General features: G+C 35.9%; 21 protein-coding genes and 1 riboswitch. Of the genes, 3 read left to right on the top strand and 18 right to left on the bottom strand.

What is annotated here, in order from left to right; all coding sequences use genetic code 11:
* Positions 1 to 21: 21 nt before the first annotated feature.
* The 14 genes from FTX43_RS10650 to amaP all read right to left on the bottom strand — a co-directional run bounded on the left by FTX43_RS10650 (position 22) and on the right by amaP (position 13,249).
* A complete protein-coding gene (locus FTX43_RS10650) occupies positions 22 to 1,185 on the bottom strand; it encodes an FtsW/RodA/SpoVE family cell cycle protein (RefSeq protein ID WP_047929758.1) in 1,164 nt (387 codons plus the stop codon).
* A gap of 124 nt (positions 1,186 to 1,309) precedes the next feature.
* Positions 1,310 to 1,476, bottom strand: a riboswitch (M-box (ykoK) riboswitch).
* Positions 1,477 to 1,699: 223 nt separating this feature from the next.
* Entirely contained in the window at positions 1,700 to 1,906 is a 207-nt protein-coding gene (locus tag FTX43_RS10645) for a hypothetical protein (RefSeq protein ID WP_147607047.1), read from the bottom strand.
* A gap of 15 nt (positions 1,907 to 1,921) precedes the next feature.
* On the bottom strand, positions 1,922 to 2,536 hold the full coding sequence (locus FTX43_RS10640) for a flavin reductase family protein (protein WP_002306657.1): 615 nt from the start codon (positions 2,534 to 2,536) through the stop codon (positions 1,922 to 1,924).
* A gap of 147 nt (positions 2,537 to 2,683) precedes the next feature.
* Complete coding sequence (locus FTX43_RS10635; RefSeq protein WP_002316285.1) at positions 2,684 to 3,367, bottom strand: N-acetylmannosamine-6-phosphate 2-epimerase; 684 nt, start codon at positions 3,365 to 3,367, stop codon at positions 2,684 to 2,686.
* Positions 3,368 to 3,481: 114 nt separating this feature from the next.
* Positions 3,482 to 3,940 (bottom strand): ASCH domain-containing protein, encoded by a 459-nt coding sequence (locus tag FTX43_RS10630; RefSeq protein ID WP_002336418.1) that lies wholly within the window; start codon positions 3,938 to 3,940, stop codon positions 3,482 to 3,484.
* Between the two features lie 84 nt (positions 3,941 to 4,024).
* On the bottom strand, positions 4,025 to 5,788 hold the full coding sequence (locus FTX43_RS10625) for a 1-deoxy-D-xylulose-5-phosphate synthase (protein WP_047929757.1): 1,764 nt from the start codon (positions 5,786 to 5,788) through the stop codon (positions 4,025 to 4,027).
* A 232-nt stretch (positions 5,789 to 6,020) separates the two neighbouring features.
* Positions 6,021 to 7,481 (bottom strand): hypothetical protein, encoded by a 1,461-nt coding sequence (locus FTX43_RS10620; protein ID WP_002316287.1) that lies wholly within the window; start codon positions 7,479 to 7,481, stop codon positions 6,021 to 6,023.
* A gap of 206 nt (positions 7,482 to 7,687) precedes the next feature.
* A complete protein-coding gene (gene glsA / locus FTX43_RS10615; protein ID WP_002309179.1) occupies positions 7,688 to 8,614 on the bottom strand; it encodes a glutaminase A in 927 nt (308 codons plus the stop codon).
* Positions 8,615 to 8,636: 22 nt separating this feature from the next.
* Positions 8,637 to 10,064 carry an amino acid permease gene (locus FTX43_RS10610; protein WP_002336421.1) on the bottom strand — a complete coding sequence of 476 codons (1,428 nt, stop codon included), beginning with the start codon at positions 10,062 to 10,064 and terminating at the stop codon, positions 8,637 to 8,639.
* A gap of 30 nt (positions 10,065 to 10,094) precedes the next feature.
* Positions 10,095 to 11,309, bottom strand: coding sequence for an ammonium transporter (locus FTX43_RS10605; protein WP_002313728.1), 1,215 nt, complete (start codon positions 11,307 to 11,309; stop codon positions 10,095 to 10,097).
* 328 nt (positions 11,310 to 11,637) lie between these two features.
* Positions 11,638 to 11,880, bottom strand: coding sequence for a GlsB/YeaQ/YmgE family stress response membrane protein (locus FTX43_RS10595; protein ID WP_002290686.1), 243 nt, complete (start codon positions 11,878 to 11,880; stop codon positions 11,638 to 11,640).
* A 31-nt stretch (positions 11,881 to 11,911) separates the two neighbouring features.
* The gene (locus FTX43_RS10590) at positions 11,912 to 12,469 is read right to left on the bottom strand and encodes an Asp23/Gls24 family envelope stress response protein (protein WP_002290684.1); all 558 of its coding nucleotides are present in this window, start codon (positions 12,467 to 12,469) and stop codon (positions 11,912 to 11,914) included.
* A gap of 12 nt (positions 12,470 to 12,481) precedes the next feature.
* Positions 12,482 to 12,670 carry a DUF2273 domain-containing protein gene (locus FTX43_RS10585; protein ID WP_002290682.1) on the bottom strand — a complete coding sequence of 63 codons (189 nt, stop codon included), beginning with the start codon at positions 12,668 to 12,670 and terminating at the stop codon, positions 12,482 to 12,484.
* A 12-nt stretch (positions 12,671 to 12,682) separates the two neighbouring features.
* Positions 12,683 to 13,249 (bottom strand): alkaline shock response membrane anchor protein AmaP, encoded by a 567-nt coding sequence (gene amaP, locus FTX43_RS10580; RefSeq protein WP_002309174.1) that lies wholly within the window; start codon positions 13,247 to 13,249, stop codon positions 12,683 to 12,685.
* 417 nt (positions 13,250 to 13,666) lie between these two features.
* Between amaP and FTX43_RS14975 the strand changes: the two genes are divergently transcribed.
* Positions 13,667 to 13,840, top strand: a complete 174-nt coding sequence (locus FTX43_RS14975) for a hypothetical protein (protein WP_002291299.1) — start codon at positions 13,667 to 13,669, stop codon at positions 13,838 to 13,840.
* 76 nt (positions 13,841 to 13,916) lie between these two features.
* Here FTX43_RS14975 and FTX43_RS10570 read toward each other — a convergent pair whose 3' ends face one another.
* The 4 genes from FTX43_RS10570 to FTX43_RS10555 form a co-directional block, all read right to left on the bottom strand.
* Complete coding sequence (locus tag FTX43_RS10570; RefSeq protein ID WP_002291297.1) at positions 13,917 to 14,072, bottom strand: cyclic lactone autoinducer peptide; 156 nt, start codon at positions 14,070 to 14,072, stop codon at positions 13,917 to 13,919.
* Positions 14,069 to 14,650, bottom strand: coding sequence for an accessory gene regulator B family protein (locus tag FTX43_RS10565; protein WP_002329239.1), 582 nt, complete (start codon positions 14,648 to 14,650; stop codon positions 14,069 to 14,071). Before FTX43_RS10565 ends, FTX43_RS10570 begins: the two co-directional genes overlap by 4 nt.
* Positions 14,651 to 14,816: 166 nt before the next feature.
* Positions 14,817 to 15,557, bottom strand: coding sequence for a LytTR family DNA-binding domain-containing protein (locus FTX43_RS10560; RefSeq protein ID WP_002306636.1), 741 nt, complete (start codon positions 15,555 to 15,557; stop codon positions 14,817 to 14,819).
* Positions 15,558 to 15,564: 7 nt separating this feature from the next.
* A complete protein-coding gene (locus FTX43_RS10555) occupies positions 15,565 to 16,842 on the bottom strand; it encodes a GHKL domain-containing protein (RefSeq protein ID WP_053002113.1) in 1,278 nt (425 codons plus the stop codon).
* 310 nt (positions 16,843 to 17,152) lie between these two features.
* On the opposite strand from FTX43_RS10555, the gene FTX43_RS10550 reads away from it, so the two are divergent.
* Together FTX43_RS10550 and FTX43_RS10545 are read left to right on the top strand one after the other, a co-directional pair.
* Positions 17,153 to 17,626, top strand: a complete 474-nt coding sequence (locus FTX43_RS10550; protein WP_147607046.1) for a DUF2975 domain-containing protein — start codon at positions 17,153 to 17,155, stop codon at positions 17,624 to 17,626.
* Between the two features lie 8 nt (positions 17,627 to 17,634).
* Positions 17,635 to 17,868: a helix-turn-helix transcriptional regulator gene (locus FTX43_RS10545; RefSeq protein WP_002306632.1), complete on the top strand. Its 234-nt coding sequence runs from the start codon at positions 17,635 to 17,637 to the stop codon at positions 17,866 to 17,868.
* Positions 17,869 to 17,889 lie beyond the last annotated feature (21 nt).

Raw genomic sequence — 17,889 nt, 5'->3', positions numbered from 1 at the left:
TGAGAGATTTTCAGTTTCTCTTTATTGTTTTTCAGGTCGATAGAGCGGCAATTCTTCGGCCTGTATCTTCGAAGAAATATTCAACGTGATCCCGATTCCTAAAGAAAGGATCAGATAACTTGTTCCTCCATAACTAACAAATGGTAATGGCACGCCAGTCATTGGCATAAGCCCTGCGATACTTCCCACATTCATTATCGTCTGAACGAATAGCAAAGTTCCGAATCCTAAAAGAAACAATCCAGCTTGCTGATTTTTACAACGACTGCTTAAACAAAAGATTCTCATGCATAATGAGAATAATAAGAAAAGTACACACAATGCACCAATTAGCCCAAGCTCTTCTGTAATGATCGAAAAAATAAAATCTGTTTCTGTCTCTGGAAGATATCCCTTTTTTGTGATACTGTTTCCTAATCCTCTCCCCCATATGCCACCATTGTATAGTGCATAAAACGAATGAGTCATTTGATAGCCCGCACCATGACTATCTATGAAAGGATCTCTTAAAGTTGCAATCCTTTCATAAGCATGATTGAACATCTGGGGAAGCCAGCCTTTGTTTCCTAAATATAATACTCCGCCGGCTGCTCCAATCAATAAGGCAGAAAAAGTAACAATCAGATAGATTCCTTTTTTAAATGGAACTGCTGCTGCCCAAAAAATGACCCACGCAATCGAAAGAATCATCAATGCTCCAGCAATCTTTGGCTGGAATAAAATCAACAAAGTTATGCTTACTGTAATCAGAAAAGGTTTTTTTAGATTTTTTGGCGGATTATTTCCGTCACGAAAAAACCAGCTTAGATAAAAAATCAGAAAAAGATTTGCTAATTCTGAAGGCTGGAATTGAATGCCAAACAGAGAAATCCAACGTTGTGCGCCATTGACAGTGATACCGAATATTCCTACTCGTACTAAGATCAAAAAGAAAATCGATAAAGCTAAACCATATCCTGCTATTTTAGGGTGAAGTAAATAGTGCAGTTTGATTGAACGAGCTAAGAAGATTACGCCCCAACTCAAAAATATGAAAATCAGTTGGCGCAATAATAGACTTTTTGTATTTTCATCTGCTTGCAATAAACGATAAGAACTAGCACTGTATACTTCTAAAAGACCGATCATGGACAAAGTCAAATAAGGACCCAAAATCCACCAATCGATCTTTTTTCTTTTTTTCACCGCATCTCCTCCTCCCACGGTAATCCACTTGTCAGGTAAGGAGCGAGTTTGTCTCTTCAAATAAGTCAGTCTTGAAACTATAAAGAAAAGGCCAGAAACCTTTTCGAACAAGAATTCTGACCTAGCATCATCTCATCGTCCGAGTTTTAGCACTATACAACGTAAAGAAAACATTCTTAGCTATTGGAAAAAGCCTTAATCCGACAGTTTCTGTTTTACCCATTGGCGACTTTCGACGTTTCTGGGCAATAGCCTATGTTTGTATAGGAGCCTCACCTAACAAGGTTATTACTATATTCTATTTACGAGTCCATGATAGACTTTTCCTAATGAATAGGCAATGAAATTTGAAATGAAATAGTGAAATTTAACAATCTTTAATATTTTTTAGGAAAAAATAACAAATAACGTAAAAAAATCCCAGCGCAGTTTCGTTCAATTGTGCTAGGATTCCTTGATAATCTTTTTATTTTTAGTGTTTTTTTATATGATTTTCACTTTTCAGAATAAATGTTTATTTGTTTAAGTAATTGAATAACCCGCTAATCGTCTGGTCTGTTAATCCTATTTCTTTGCCGTATAAAGTAACTTTGGTGACGACAAAATGATCTTGTAATGGCGGAACTTCTAAATACTGCCCTTGCAGAAAATCATTCACTGTCTCGTATTCTTTTCCCATTTCTTTTGAATCTGCTGATGGTTTATAACTTATTTTTAACATAACTATTACTCCTTCTTATTGGGGACGTGCGATCGTGAAAATTTCTCCTATTGCTGCATAATCATTTCCTGCCAAACGGCTTATAGCATTCAATTCTCTTGGATCGATTCTTCCCGTCTTTTCATCATAGACTGTTTCATTCAAATGATATTTCTGTACTTCTAGCAAAAATAAATCAGCTGTTACTTTATTTTTATTCCGTATCTCGACATGTTCATATAAGGTTGTCTCAAAACGAACTTTTGCTTCTGTCAATGCTGGTACTGAAATGATTGCTGAATCCGTTAAAGTCAATTCAGTCAAGTGTAGTTCGCTTTCCTCATTAGGCAGATTAGCTGCTGTTTTATTTGCTTCTTCTACGTTGTCCTCATCAAGGATATGGATGACCGCTTCTCTTGTCTCAAGAATATTTTTTGCTGTGTCTTTTACTGTATCTTGTTTTCTCTGGATCGCCAAGGATAAGATAGGTGGATTCGAACTGACAATATTAAAGTAACTGAAGGGTGCGATATTCACTATATCATTTACGGATTTAGTCGTTACTACTGCAACCGGCCTAGGGATAACCGAACCAATCAGCAACTTGTAATTTTCACGTTCTGTCAATTCTGAAGGACTTCGTTCAAACATGGTCTCGCCTTCTTTCTATAAAATACGCTAAAAAGCAGATCTTCGAAGACAAAAGGAAAAGCAACACTTTCCTCTTCTTCTTAGAATCTGCTTTAAACTATCTATTAATTTTTCTTTTTTGTCAAGAATCTGTCCCGTACGTGTTTTTTAGTTCTTTGCTTTATTCGCGGCTTCGACATATCTTTTAGTGATGAATTGTGGACGGGTGATGATAGATCCAATCACGACTGAAAAAGCACCTAATTCATAGGCTTTCTCTACGTGTTCTGGAGAGTCAGTATGGCCTTCCATGACTACTGGTATATTGACTTGTTCTATGATCTGATTCAACAAATCAAAATCAGGCTCCTGTGTTTTTCGAGAATATTCTGTATATCCTGCTAATGTCGTAGACAAAAGATCAAAACCATCTTCTTGCGCTTGAAGCGCTTCCTCAAAAGTCGAAATATCTGCCATGGCTAATCGACCGTGATCGTGGATCATTTGGACAAGCTCAGCTGTTGTTTTTTCTGTCGGACGTTTACGAGAAGTTGCATCCAGTGCAATGATCTCAGCTTGCGTCTCCAAAAGTTCTTTCACTTCTTTTTCTGTCGCAGTAATAAATACTTCTGACCCATCGTAATCTCTTTTTATAATCCCTATTACCGGCAAATCAACGATTCGCTTGATTTCATTGATATCTTCTGTTGTATTTGCGCGAATACCAACTGCTCCGCCTTCTTTTGCAGCCAAAGCCATTCTCCCCATGATAAAAGAACTGTGTAATGGCTCATTTTCCAAAGCTTGACAAGAAACGACAACCCCACCTTTTATTTTTTCCAGTACATCCACACTATCTCCTCCAATGACGTTCTCTAGAAATACATCTTCTTATAAAAATGTAACCCTTTTCTATCCAAGAGTCAATAAAGTAGCTATCCTTTCTCTTTTAGCAAGCCTTTCTTGCTAAAAGAAAATTACTTCAAACTCTTCATATACGATTAGCTTCTCTTCTGTAAATGCCATGTTCAGTGCTTCTTTGTAGACATGCTTGAAAAAGTCAGTATGGACTTTCCGCCAATAGGCTAACGTTCGATCTCCTTCTCCTTCTTTCCAAGCATGTTCTTCCGTGATTTCACTAAAAGGCAAGATAGTCACATTTATATTTTTGATGATACAAACTGGTTCATTTTTTCCATTCAGAACCACATCTAACTGGCCCACTTTTGGCAAAGGTTCCTTCTCTTTTTTATATAGATCATATCCACTTGATGTACCGGTTTTTATTTTTTTTACAACTAACTCACTCAATTCATCTGCCATTTCTTCTGTATTCCCAAATGAAAAAAAGCTTAGTTCTTCTGATTGATATCTAGGATATTTTTCTTGAAACTTTTCGAAATATTCTTCTACTTTTTGATACATAATAGCATCTACTCCTTTGTTTCGTATAATAAAAACCATCCAGATACTAGTATAAACGATTATCTGGATGGAAAATACGATGGATTATTGAATATTTAAGACACGTAGACTATCCTCAACGATTTGGCTTGGTGTCAAATGATAACGTTCATAAAGTTTAACTGTTGGAACACTATCTGTGAATTCTTTCTTTGCACCGAAATTCAGCACATGCATTGAAGAATCACCATAATAACGACTGATTTTTTCACCAAATCCGCCTGATAAACTACCATCTTCTAATGTGATGACTAATTCATGGGCTTCTTTTAATTTATCTAATGTTTCTACATCATTTTCTGTGATTGTTCCTGGATTGATCAATGTTGCTTCGATTCCTTTTTCTCTAAAAGCTTCCACTGTTTCTTTTCCTAGTCCAAGAAAACCACCTAAAGCTAAAATTGCCACTTTTTCGCCTTTATTCACTGTCTGATAGGCTGGAATACTGTAATCATTTGCGATAGCTTTACCATGTTCCACACCATGAGTAGGGATTCGAATAGCTACAGGCTGTGCTGTTTGCTCAAAAGCCCAATCTAGCATAGAGATCATATCTTCTTTTGTTGCTGGAGCAAGATATTTGATATTCGGGATACTTGATAAATAAGGAATGTCAAACGTTCCTTGGTGTGTTCGATCACTAGCAGAGATCGTTCCGCCACCAACTAAAATGATGACTGGATTCTCGTTGATTGCTAAATCATGTGATAATTGATCATATGCCCGTTGCAGGAAAGTACTTGATTGGAAGACGACTGGACGTACTCCCTGAGAAGCCAAAGCAGAAGCAAACGTAATGGAATGCTGCTCGGCGATCCCCACATCAAAATAATGATCTGGATGTTTTTCTTGGAATGTTTTCAGTCCAAAGGCGCCTGGTATTGCTGCATTGACAGCGGCAATAGGTGCTGTACTTGTTTGCACTTTTTTATCCAGATAATCCATGATGATCGTATTGAATGTTTCTCCAGAAGCTGCCTGTTTTGCTTCTCCTGTAGACAGATCAAATGGGACGTGCCAATGATATTTCATTTTATTATCGATCGCTGGCTGATAACCGCGGCCTTTTTCCGTATGTACGTGAAGTACGATTGGATGATCAATATCTTTTACTTCTTCAAATAAACGGATCACCGTTTCTAGGTCGTTTCCATCATCCACATAGCGATAATCAAATCCCATAGCTTTAAATAGGTTATTACTGCTTTCACCGTGAGTTTGACGAAGCTCTGCTAAGTTCTGATATAAGCTACCGTGGTTCTCATCAATAGACATCTCATTATCGTTTACTAATACGATTAAATTGGTCTGTAAAGCGCCGCCGTTGTTCAGCCCTTCAAAAGCTAAGCCGCCACTTAGTGAGCCATCTCCAATAAATGCTACCACATTTCCTGATTCTTTCTTCAAATCTCTGGATTTAGCCAACCCAGTAGCTAAGCTGATAGATGTAGATGTGTGACCCACTGTAAAATAATCATGTTCACTTTCGTGTTGATTGGAATACCCGCTTACTTCATGGTAATGTCCTTTTTCAAAGCCATTTTTCCGACCAGTTAGCAGCTTATGACCATAAGATTGATGGGAAACATCCCATACGATTTTATCCTTAGGTGAATCAAATACATAATGAAAAGCGATCGTTAATTCGACTACACCTAGATTCGGACCAACGTGCCCACCTACATCGCTGTCCTTTTGCAAGATCTTTTGGCGCATTTCTTCTGCCAGCTGTTTCATTTCCTCAACAGATAACTTTTTGACATCTGCTGGACTATTGATTGTATCCAATACATGTAATGCTGTACTCATTATACATTCTCTCCTCCGTACTATCTTCTTTTTAGTTGAAAATAGATTTGTAACACTTTATCTATTCTACTCCTTAGAGTTGACTCTAAGTCAATAGTATTTTTAAAAAAATTCAGAGAAAGTTTGTTATATAAGTAGTTCTTCGCACAAAACAGATCACAAATAAAAAAACTTCTACAGTCTTTTAAAAAGCTCTGTAGAAAGTTGATTTTTGTCTTGCTTTAAGATTTCCTCAAGAAATATGTTTTTTTAATAAATGAAGCTCTTGAGCAATACGATACAAAAGGATGTTTGCGCCTTTTAACGAGATAGGATAGACCTTTGTTTTTTCCGTTTCCAAACCAGTTTGATAGCTAGCAGCATCGCATAAAACCACTCGTTTTTTTGAACACAAACATTCATCAGGTAATTCTTCTAAAGAACGAAATAGAATGGGGTTTATTTCAGCCATATCTTCTTCAGCATACAAATGAAATTGAGTTCGATAAAAAAATTGTTTGACTGAACTTTCTGAAACAACAAATATTTCTATCTCTTGCTGTATCATCTGTTCTCTGGTAATCAAAGAAAGACTCTTAACAAATTTTCGGATGAAATTATCATTCCATCTTAGATGAATTTGGTTTTTCTTTTTCCAATCGTCTAGCACTTCTACTATTTTTCTGTATAGAAGCTGTTCTTTTTCTGACAGTAGATAGATTCGTTCCGGTAAAAATACTTGACCGTCTGCCCACAACGTACGGACAAATTGTAAAAAGGATTGCTTAAAAATAAAATTGTCTGCATCGTCGATTTCAGCAACTGGGAGAATCTGTAAAATCAATTCATTGAGTGACAGGTCATTGAGAACAAAATTTTTATACACAACTTCGAAATCTTTTCTTAACAGCTCCATGTTCTCATTGGTATAATTTCTGCTATTGAACAAAGAGAAAATATAATAGATATCTTCTTCCTGTAAGTGTAACATCCCTTTTTGCTCTTCCAATCCTTGACAGACTAATTGAAATAATGGCTTCGTCTCCGCACTTTTCTTATCTTCTTCTTTCAGTTCAAGGGGAAACGTCTTTCTTCCAATTGCAATCTCTATTCCCCGTATGATAAAGGACTTTTCATCTTCCGAATATCTCCTTTTAAAAAAATGAGTCTCTACATAATCGATCAGCTCGTTACAAGCTTCTTCTACATGTGGATTTTTACTCTCATATCCTTCCCAATTGATATAACGTACTAAAGCTAGCAGAATATTCCGCGAATCAAATTCTGGAATAATGATTTCTTTATTTTTCAAATAATCATTTTCTTTGAAAAAATCCAAGACGCTCTTTTTGATCGTATATACTTTGCTCAAAGAAATAAATTCAAGATCAGCCAGTTCTGTACTCGTGAATATGCCCTTGAAATAATAACTTAAAAACTTTAAAAAATAAGATTGACCATACAAAAATTGCGTAAGCTCAGAAAGAGCGATCCCACGTTTAAATATAAGTTTGTACTTATGCTTCTCTCTTATTTTTTCTTTTATGCAATATTCCAAACACTCGGCTAGACTTTCTAGATCATGAAGGATCGTCGGTGTGGTCACCCCTAGTGAAATAGCTGTTTGTTCGATATCTATTTCTTGGAATTCAAATAATTGTTCGCATAGATACACTTTCCTAAATATATTTCGCTCGATGTATTTTTCCAGCATTCCTGATACACGCCTCCAGTTTTTCTTATAGTTTTATTTAAACATATCCACGAATCGCTTTTTTATTTACTTTTTGTTTAGAAAACCCCTTTCAAAAACCAATAAAAAAGAAGCCGGAACAAAAGTCGATCAAGCTTACAATCCCAGCTATCGTTTAGATAACTTGGCATCGCTTGGACTTTTACCCCAGCCACTTTCAAGAAAGGTTATTCGAAGATATCAGCATCTAGTTCTTTGACTACGTCCTTCAGTAATTGGATGCCAGCTGCACTGTTACCGAATGGATCTAATGCTGGACTGAAGACGCCTATACCGTAACGATTTGGCACAGCTGCCATCAAGCCGCCACCTACCCCGCTTTTGGCAGGTACACCAACATGGACGGAAAACTCGCCTGATTCATCATACAAACCGGCAGTTGTCATAATCGATTTGACGATCGTTGCACTTTCTTCAGTAATGAGCCGGTTGCCATTCCAAGGAGCGATCCCTTTATTTGCCAATACAGCAGCTAATTTTGCTATACCTGTAGCGGTGACATTGACGGAACATTGTCTGAAATAGGCATCGAGTATCTCTGGAACGTCTCCTTCGATCATTTGATTGCCTTTCATGTAATAAGCAAGAGAGCGATTGATATCACCTGTTCTTGATTCAGAATGATAGATTTCTTCATTCAATGTGATATCAGGATCATCACAGATTTCTTTCATAAATGATATGATCCGTTCAAATTTTTCATCTGCATCTTTTCCCGCAATCAAAGAGGTTGTTGCAATCGCTCCTGCATTAACAAAAGGGTTCATCGGATGTTTGCGATGATTGATCTCCATATTCATGATAGAATTGAAAGCAAATCCGGTGGGTTCTGTGTTGATTGTTTGAAAGACTTTTTCAATTCCGTTATCTTTGATTGCTAATAACAATACGGGAACTTTTGACATGCTTTCGATGGCAAAACGTACATCTGCATCTCCTCCCTCGATCAGTTGTTTTGTATCAAGATCATAAATCGCCATACCTAATTGTTTTGGATCCACTTCAGCTAATGCTGGAATGTAGTCTGCCACTTGTCCCGTTTGATAGTAGTGGAAATTTTTTCCAATCAATTGTTCTAATTCTTTTCCTTCCATTTGAATAACCAGCTTTCATTTTTTATTTTTCTGCATGCTGGAATTTATGACGGCATGCATAGATCGTAAATGGAATAACTACGACGATAAGATAAGAAACGATCAGAATCGTTTCATAAATCCCATGCTGTCCAGCTGCGATACTTGCAGGTGGAACAAATGAGATACAAAAAGCAAAAAGTGAAGTCAAAAGACCTAAACAAGCAACGATTACTTTTACAACTTTTCCGCCTGGAACCTGATAGGCTCTTTCAAGACTTTCATCTTTAAATACTAACTTCAAATAGCCCGCGAAAAACATAAAGTACAACATTAGGTAAATCACAACAGTCAATGACATTGCTGCAAGAAACGAAAGATTATTCCCCCCGCCACTTAATGTAAAGACGGCTGCCCAGATTGTCGCAACAATCCCATTTGCAATCATCAAATGCGCAGGAACACCATGTGCATTTTCTTTCGCAAAATATTCAGGAAGTAATCCTTCTTCTGCCGCTACGTGAAGTGCTTTTGAAGGAGAAGTTACCCAAGAAGCTATTTCTCCGATGACACCTAAACAAACAAGGATCGCAAGGATTTTCGCAACCCATGCAAGACTTGGATCAATGTGTCTTAATAAAAATTCTAACGATTGGATCACTCCTGTATTAAGAGACAAACCCTGTTGAGGGACTGTAGTAGCCACAGTCAATCCGCCAAAAGTGTCTAAAATGATGGCCAGAATGACCAATACAAACATTGCTAATGGATAATCCTTTTTAGGGTTTTCCATTTCATTTGCATGACTAGCAGATGTTTCTACTCCCATATACGCTAAAATAAAGGAAACAAAAACAACCAGCGTAGGTAATTTTGAAAAATCAGGAATCAATGTTTTCATAGAAAGTGTCGTTTGTAGTGGAGCACCTGAAGAGACATAGTGGATCCCTAAGCCAAACAAGACTAATGCAGGCAATAAGATCCCAGCTACAAAACCGATTCGAGCAATTAAAGAAGTGTATTTGGTTCCTTTTAGCTGAGAGAGCAAAATAGCCCAGAAAATAATCAATAAGATGGCCAATTTCAGAAATTTATTGTTTTGTATAGCGTCGATTCCCGTTGCATAGGATAATGCACCAGTTAAGAAATACAGCATAGTCAAGTAACCAACAGTTATCTCAAACCATTGGAAAAAGATAGCGGCAAATCCAAATCGTTTTCCCAATGTCCGACTGACCCAAGTATAGACACCGCCTTTTTCCCAGCCTTTCACCGTTGCCATCTCTGCTGCACACAATGCCACAGGGATAAACCATAGCAAACCGCCTAATAACAAGAAAAATACTAAACTGAAGCCAGAGGTCGCAAATGTGGGATATTCATATAGTGAAACGACCATTGAGATCGTCATGGCTAAAAAGCCGAAGAACGTTAATTTTTTTGCAGGAATTTTCGTTTTGCTTTGTTGCATGAATCTTCCTCTTTTCTATTTGATTTTGTTTCAATTGCGTTTGTTACCAAAGAAGAAAAAGTCTAATCCTTCTTCCTGCTCTTCTTTTGTAGTAGTGATCGTTGTGAAATGCATGGCTGATTTTAGAATCGCTGTTGTTAGCACATAGGCATACACGGCAGTAATGATGACACCAATCACTTGGATTCCTAAGAAGTACCAGCTGCTTGGATTTGTTAATAAATGGCTGTTAGATGCAAAAATTCCGATCAGAATCGTCCCTGTGAATCCGCCCATTCCATGGACGCCCCACACATCAAGTGCATCGTCCCATTGTTTCTTTTTACGAAAATCAACAGCAGCATGACAGACGATTCCAGCAATGATTCCGATCAACATAGCACTTTTTGCTTCTACATAACCAGCACAAGGCGTAATGGCTGCCAATCCAGCAACGGATCCTGTTAGTACGTCGACAAAATCAAAGCCATTTCCTTTTACTTTTGCAATAATCAACCAAGTAACCATCGCAAATGCAAGAGCGATGAATGTTGAACCAAATGCATTGACTGCTTGATTATCTGCTCGAAGTGCACCACCAGAGTTGAAACCGAACCAGCCAAACCAAAGTAGACCTGTACCGATAGCAGCTGCCATAAGACTGCTATGCTGATTTCTTTCGCCCATAGGAATCTTCCTCTGTCCAAGTGTGAGGATGCATGCCAATGAACCGAATCCAGCTGTCGTGTGGATGACTGCTCCGCCAGCGAAATCTCTAAATCCCATCTGATCCAAAAATCCGCCGCCCCATATCCAATGGCAAACAGGGAAGTAAATCAGCAGGTTCCAACAAACAACAAGGATAATATAGCCTTTTAAATTCAGTCTCCCTGCAAAAGCTCCTGTCATCAAAGGAACAGTAATCACGATAAACATCAGTTGATAAAGAAAGAACATCAAAAATGGGATCGTCGCTCCATGGAACATGTTGGGAAAGCTTGTAACATGTCTCATCAAAAAGAAATCTGCCGGATTTCCAATCATACCGCCAATATCTCGTCCAAATGCCAATCCGAATCCACCGAATATCCACATGATCGTTGTTATCCCAACTGAGAGAAAAGATTGAGTCATGATCGTCAGTATATTATTCTTTCGTGCCAGTCCGCCGTAAAAAAATGCTAAACCAGGAGTCATCAAGCAAACCATTGCTGTACATAAAATCATGAATGCTGTATCTCCTGTATTGATAGGTAATGTATTCATTTTTTCGCCTCCTTTCTACGTTTACGAGTATAAAAAAAATCTACTTGTATTTTTCTTCTGTTTTTATAAATACATTCTTGTATTTATAAAAGACAGACAATCAATAAAAGCTTGGTGTGCTGTGCTTTTTTATCGTTTTGACCAAATAAAGACAAAAAAATAAACGATTTTCTTTTATAGAAAACCGTTTATTTTCGTCTTTTTTTATTTTTCAAGCTATTTTTTCATAAGGAATAAAGAATACTTCATATAAAAAAGAACCGCAGCAAGTTTCGCTGCGGTTCTCAAATGTGTTCTTCATTTCAACATAAGTTTTTCTTCAATTTGCTTATAATTTACGTGCAAAGAATGAAACGACTAATACTAAAATGATTGCACCAATCAATGATGGAATGATAGCCATTCCTGCAATTGTTGGTCCCCAAGTTCCTAATAAAGCTTGTCCAATGGCTGAACCTACTAAACCAGCAATGATGTTTGCGATGATTCCCATTGATGATCCTTTATTCGTGATTGCTCCTGCAATTGCTCCGATGATACCTCCGACGATTAATGCCCAAATAAATCCCATTTTAAATTCCTCCTAACTGACTTTTTACTTCTTATTGTACACGTGGTTCGTTATTTTCTTTGACTTTTTGTGCACCTTTGCCTACAGCAGCTTTTGCTTTATCTGTTTGGCGTGAAGCAAATTGTCCTGTTGATTTTGCTGCTTCTGTTACTTTGTCTTGTACTGTTTCTTGATCTTTTTGGTATTCTTCTTGTGTTTTGATGTCTGCAACATTCACATTTACTTCGATAACATCTAAATGTGTCATATTGTTTACTTCAGTACTGATCAATTCTTTAATTTGGTTGTAGATGTCTTCGATGTCTTTACCGTATTCTACAATCACATCTAAATCCACAGCTACTTGTTTCTTTCCTACTTCTGTATTGATACCTGCTGTTACATTATCTGTGTTGACTAATTTTTCAGCCATATTTGAGAAGAATCCGCCATCTAATGTCAATAGACCGTCTACATCTTTCAATGCATAGCCGATGATTTTTTGGATAACTTTGTCTTCATAAGTCAATTCACCATTCATCATGCGGTTTTCCCCTTTTTCATTTGCCAAAACTGATCCATTTGTTGTGTTCATGTTTTTGTTTTCCATCTTTGTTTCCTCCTATGATTTAAAAAATTGATCCACTATTCCTGTCTGTTTCAAATAAAATCCGATTCCTGCGCCAATTGCTGTCATAATGATGATCAACAATGTTTTGAAAAATCCAATTGTTAACCATAAAACAGCTAGCAGTAGTCCAAGACCCCCAAAGATAATAGGGAGCTTGTATGCTGAAAATAGTTCTTTCATTATTTGGCCCTCCTATTCCACTCGAGAGTGCTTGTAGTCTCTTGTATCTTCTTGTTCTTCATAACCGCTGTATGTGACTGCCACTTTGACTGTTTCTTTTGTTCCAAGTACTCTAGTCACTTCTTCTTCGATGTCTTGCATCAGTACACCTGTTTTCCCTACTAATGAAGAAGTTCGCTTCAAGTCTCCGTTGACATGGATATGGATTCGATTTTTCGTTGAACGTATCCGTACTTTAGGTGAATGAATGAACTCTTCTTCGTGTAAATGGGAACGTACCAGCCCTTCGATCGCTTTTTTGTCGATCGTCAATTTGCCATCTTCCCGTTTCATAACGAAAGTTCCTCTTGATTTTGGATAGAAAAGAACGACTAGCAAGATGATAATAGCAAGAACGGCAAATACTACAGCTGCCCAGAAAATATATTGTTGCATGTAGTAATTCGTTAAGGTAAAGAAGCGAAATCGTTCCAATTGTTCAGGCATAATATACGGCGCATTAATTAACGCAATTGCTAGAAACACTGAAAGTAGTAGCAAACTCATGATAACACCGGTTATTTTTAACCCCTTATTCATTTTCCACCTCCTATAAACTTATTTTTACCCTGTAAATAACTCTACCGACAATCACAGTATAGAGAGCGAACAGTTAGTTTAGCACCAATAAATAAAGCGCTACCAAACGATATTGGATTATAACGGCATTTTATTGTCATTCTGATACTGAAATAACAACTACTCACTTATTCTCTATTTCTTTTTGATTGCTGGCTATACTTAAAGGATATTATTCAAGATTAAAAATTGCAAAGATTATGCTCAGTTATTATTACAAAATTCTATTTATTTGTTAAAATTTTTCAGTGAAGAAAAAAACGCAATAAAATAACTTAAGTTACTTTATTGCGTTTTTACTTTATTTTTCTATTATCATTTTTCTTATTCTCTTCTTTGGTTTATACTATTCTTATAAAGAAAAACGAGGTATGTCCTATGATGAAAAGATTGTATTATTCATTGATCATAACGATTGGCTATTTGATTGTATCGAATCTTGGAAATATGGTATTTGGTATCAGTAAAGAATTCAGTTGGACTACTACTCTATGGGAATCTTTATTCTTTTTCATCTTTGTATTTTTGTTACAAAACTATCGAAAAAAATAAAACTGTGTCAACGATCTGTTGGCACAGTTTTTAGGACTTACGGTACTTTTTATTCGGTAATCCATTTTATTTTTACTTATTTTTCTACTTCTTTTTTTAATGCTTCTGGTACTTTTGGTTCATAAACTAAACCAATACAGGTACTTCCGCTTATTACAGCCTTTTCGGCAACGCTGATAGCAATTGTTGTGATTGCATGTGAGAGACTAAATTTAGTTTGTGTGTGTTTCATTTGATGATCTTCCTTTCTTTTTTTGGAATGAATACAAGTAAGATTGCGGTCAACATACCCAGTAATATCATGACTCTTGAATCATTTGCTGGAATCACTGAACCGATCAGCGTGAGGCTTATTCCTGTTATAACTAGTTTGTTTCTTACGCTTCTTCTTTTTTGTTGGTCTTGTGCGATAAAGGAACCAATGATTCCTAAAACCATACTAAGAATAGCTGCTCCGATGAAATATTCGTAGCGTGTAAGTTCCAAATTGTAATGATTAGCCAAAACAGGTAGCGCCACCAATAATCCCATACTATAGAGCGTGCAGGCCATGCTTCGGCTTGCATGATATCCTTTTGCATATCTTCGTACAGCAATAAAAGACAAATGAGTGGTGATCACAGCAAGAATGCTATGTAAGAAAAACGCTGATACGTAAATAAGCATGAACTTGAAAAGATTAATGAACAGGATCGCTAATCCATAGTTGACTTTTGCTTCCTCCAGTTCTGTTAACCCATATTTCTCTCCGAGTTTTCTGCTCATCTTGCTTGACAGGTTCTCTTCAAGAGACAGATATTCATTTGGCATATCGTTCACCCCTTTCTCACTTTTGATTATACTAAAAATAAGGATGCATATATTAAAAAGTAAAAAGTGCGCGTTTTTTTTACATAACTGCAGTGTTTTCTTTCTTAATAAAGCCCTTATATTCTTTATATCTAAATTATTCTATAAAAAAAGAACGTGACATTCGTCACGCTCCTTTGCTAAATGCAATCAATAATTTTTTTAAACTTCGGGTGGAAACAAGACACTTTTCTCCGTTAGACATAAGGATCGTTCTTTCCTTCTTGTTGATGGAACAAATATTATCCACATTTACAACAAACGATTGATGGCAACGGTAAAAGCTCGGGCTAAACGATTCGATCTCTTTGATTTTTCCATTATATTCTAGCATTCGATTTTCAAGATGAACGATCACTTTGTGAGGAACAGGACTGGATTCAAAAAACAAGATTTCGTCTACGAACAATTTTGTATTGATTGGTCCACTCTTAATACGAATCTGTTCTCTTGTAGGTAAAATTGTATCAAGATATCTTTGGTTAGCCACATCGATACATTTTGTCACGCTTTCTTGCAGCAGTGTATCGTTCCCCTTCACAATATAATCCATTGCTTCTACTTTATACAAAAAAGTGAGATAAGCTAAATCCGTATAACTGGTCACAAAAATAATTTTTGCTAGTGGATCGTATTCTCTAATCGTAGCGGCTAGATTGATTCCGTTCATATTGGAACTTAAGTCAATATCTAAAAAATAGATGCCTTCTGTTTTATTTGAACGTATATATGAAAGCAACACTTCAGGGTCCGAGGTATCCATTTGAAATTTGATGTCATAATCTTGCATCATTAAATAATTTTGAATCATCTTTGCTAATTTTAATCTAAATGTTCCGTCATCTTCGCAAACAAAAATTTTCAACATAAAGATTCTACCCCTCCCAAATGGTCAGTATTTGAATAAACTGTCCTTCTTCGATTTTAGTATCTAAGTACACATTTTTATTCAACTGAACTAATTCATCAAGATTGCTTAGACCAATCCCACGTTCTTTCCCTTTTGATGAATAAGATTTTTTCTTTAATACATGTAAATCAGGTATATCAGAACGACATTTATTGGCAATAATAAAGGTTATCGCTTCTTCTTGTCTCAATCCGGCAAACAAGATTTTCGGCTTATCTATAATAGAAGATTCTTCAACTGCATTATCTAGTATGATCCCCAGCATCCGAACTAGCATGATAGAAGGAACGGGGAAAGAATCCAATTTTTGTGGCACATTTACGTCTATTTCTATTCCTTTTTCATGAGCTAGATACAACTTGCTCAAAACGATGCTTTTTATTTCCTTGGCTTCAAGATTTCTTATCGGTGACATTTCTAATAATTCCTGATCAAAAAGGGTTCCAGTTTCATTGATGTGGGAGTAAAAAAAATGTTTCAACCCATCTATATCATTACTTTGGATATAATTTTCCATAGAAACTAGTATGTTTTTGTAGTCGTGCTTGAACTTGCGTATTTCCATATAACTTTTTTCGATTTGCTCACTATATTCGATAAGATATTCCATTCGATTCTTTTCTTCTTTACTTTTATATTCTGCCTTTTTTGTATAAACAGCTAAAAAGCTGATAAGAATAGCAAAAAGGCTATATGCCAGCATAAAGATCCCATGAGCACCCTTCATGAAACAGTCTAAATCTGAAAAGCGTTCAATCATAAGAAAAATGAAATAAATCAAAAACGTAGCAATAACAGTATACTTACTAATATCATATACCATCGATTCAAGGGGTACTTTTTTTAATATATGATTCCTTAAATAAAATGCGAAACATAAATATAAAATAATTGATAAAAAACATATACCCAAATCATGCATCATTATAGATAATGATTTTAAGATAACGTAAATCAGATAATTAGAAAAAATAAGTAAGATAATAGATAACGAAGCATAGAATAAAGCTGATTGAAGCGTCTCTTCATGATAAATCACGAGAGCACACATGACTAGCCATACCAAACCAGTGGCAATTACATTTATCCATTGATAAAGCACCGATATTAATAGGATAACTAAGATTGATAATAAAGCATACTTTTTATTTCTTAGTTTCTTGTTCAAATAGCCCAATCCAACAAACATCGTCATCAGCTGCCCTGATATGAGTAGAGAATAACTTAACTGTAAAATATTCAATTTTAGAACCTCACTTTATGCATGTTTTACATAACAAAATAAACAGCAATTATGAATAAAAAAATTTATTTTTTAAGTTTTTCCCCATAAAAATTGTAACATAGTTTACTAACTATTTGTAAATAACATATTTAAAAGTTTCCTTATAAATCAAAAAGAATCAAAGGCTAACTTCAATTAAAACTCTCAAATACTATAAAACCACATTTGCTAAAAAAGGCAAAAATTTATTGTTTTTCGATAAAAAGTAATTGCTTTTCAATAATTATCCTGCTATATTTTAGCTATCAAAGATAAAAGAGGGATAAAAATGAAATTAAAAACATTATTATTAAAGTTTGTTGTTTTAGGTATAAGTGCCGTATTTATTTTATTCGGTATACTTTTTTATACTCAAATCGCTACAAGCGAAAAAGGATTCACTTTTGATTGGCAGACGACTTTATTCGTTTCTGTCATCTACTTCGCCCTTCTCTTAGGGATTATTATTGCTTATTTCTTATTGAGGCTGTTGAAACAAATCGAAGAAAACCAGGCCTTTTCCAATCAAAGCTTGGTCATTCTAAAAAAAATCGAACGAACGATTTTGATTATTGTCTTCGCCTTTTTCGGCTTGCTTCCTAAATTTTTGAAAGTGGCTGATTTAGATGATGCTCCTGGTTTGATGTTGGTAGGAATTGCTGTCGTATTCATTCCTTTTGCCGTATACACTTTGACAAGCGTGTTGGAAAATTTGCTCGAACACGCGATTTTACTTAAGACAGATCATGATTTGACAGTGTGAGGTGCGACATGGCTATTATCGTTAATCTAGATGTAGTATTGGCTCAAAAAAAGATGAGTGTAACAGAATTGAGTGAAAAAGTGGGTATTACGATGGCAAATATCTCTATTCTAAAAACCGGAAAAGCAAAAGCTATCCGTTTTTCTACCCTCGAAAAAATCTGTGAAGTATTAGAGTGTCAACCGGGGGATTTATTAAGTTACCAAAAAGACCCCGATCCTATACCAAAAAAAGGAATATAAAACATAACAATCAGTAAAAAA

It is taken from the genome of Enterococcus sp. DA9 (assembly GCF_008000875.1).
Classification (GTDB): Bacteria; Bacillota; Bacilli; order Lactobacillales; family Enterococcaceae; genus Enterococcus_B; species Enterococcus_B lactis.
The sequence above is the reverse complement of the archived record's forward strand: the minus strand, read 5'-3'. Positions and strand labels throughout refer to the sequence as shown.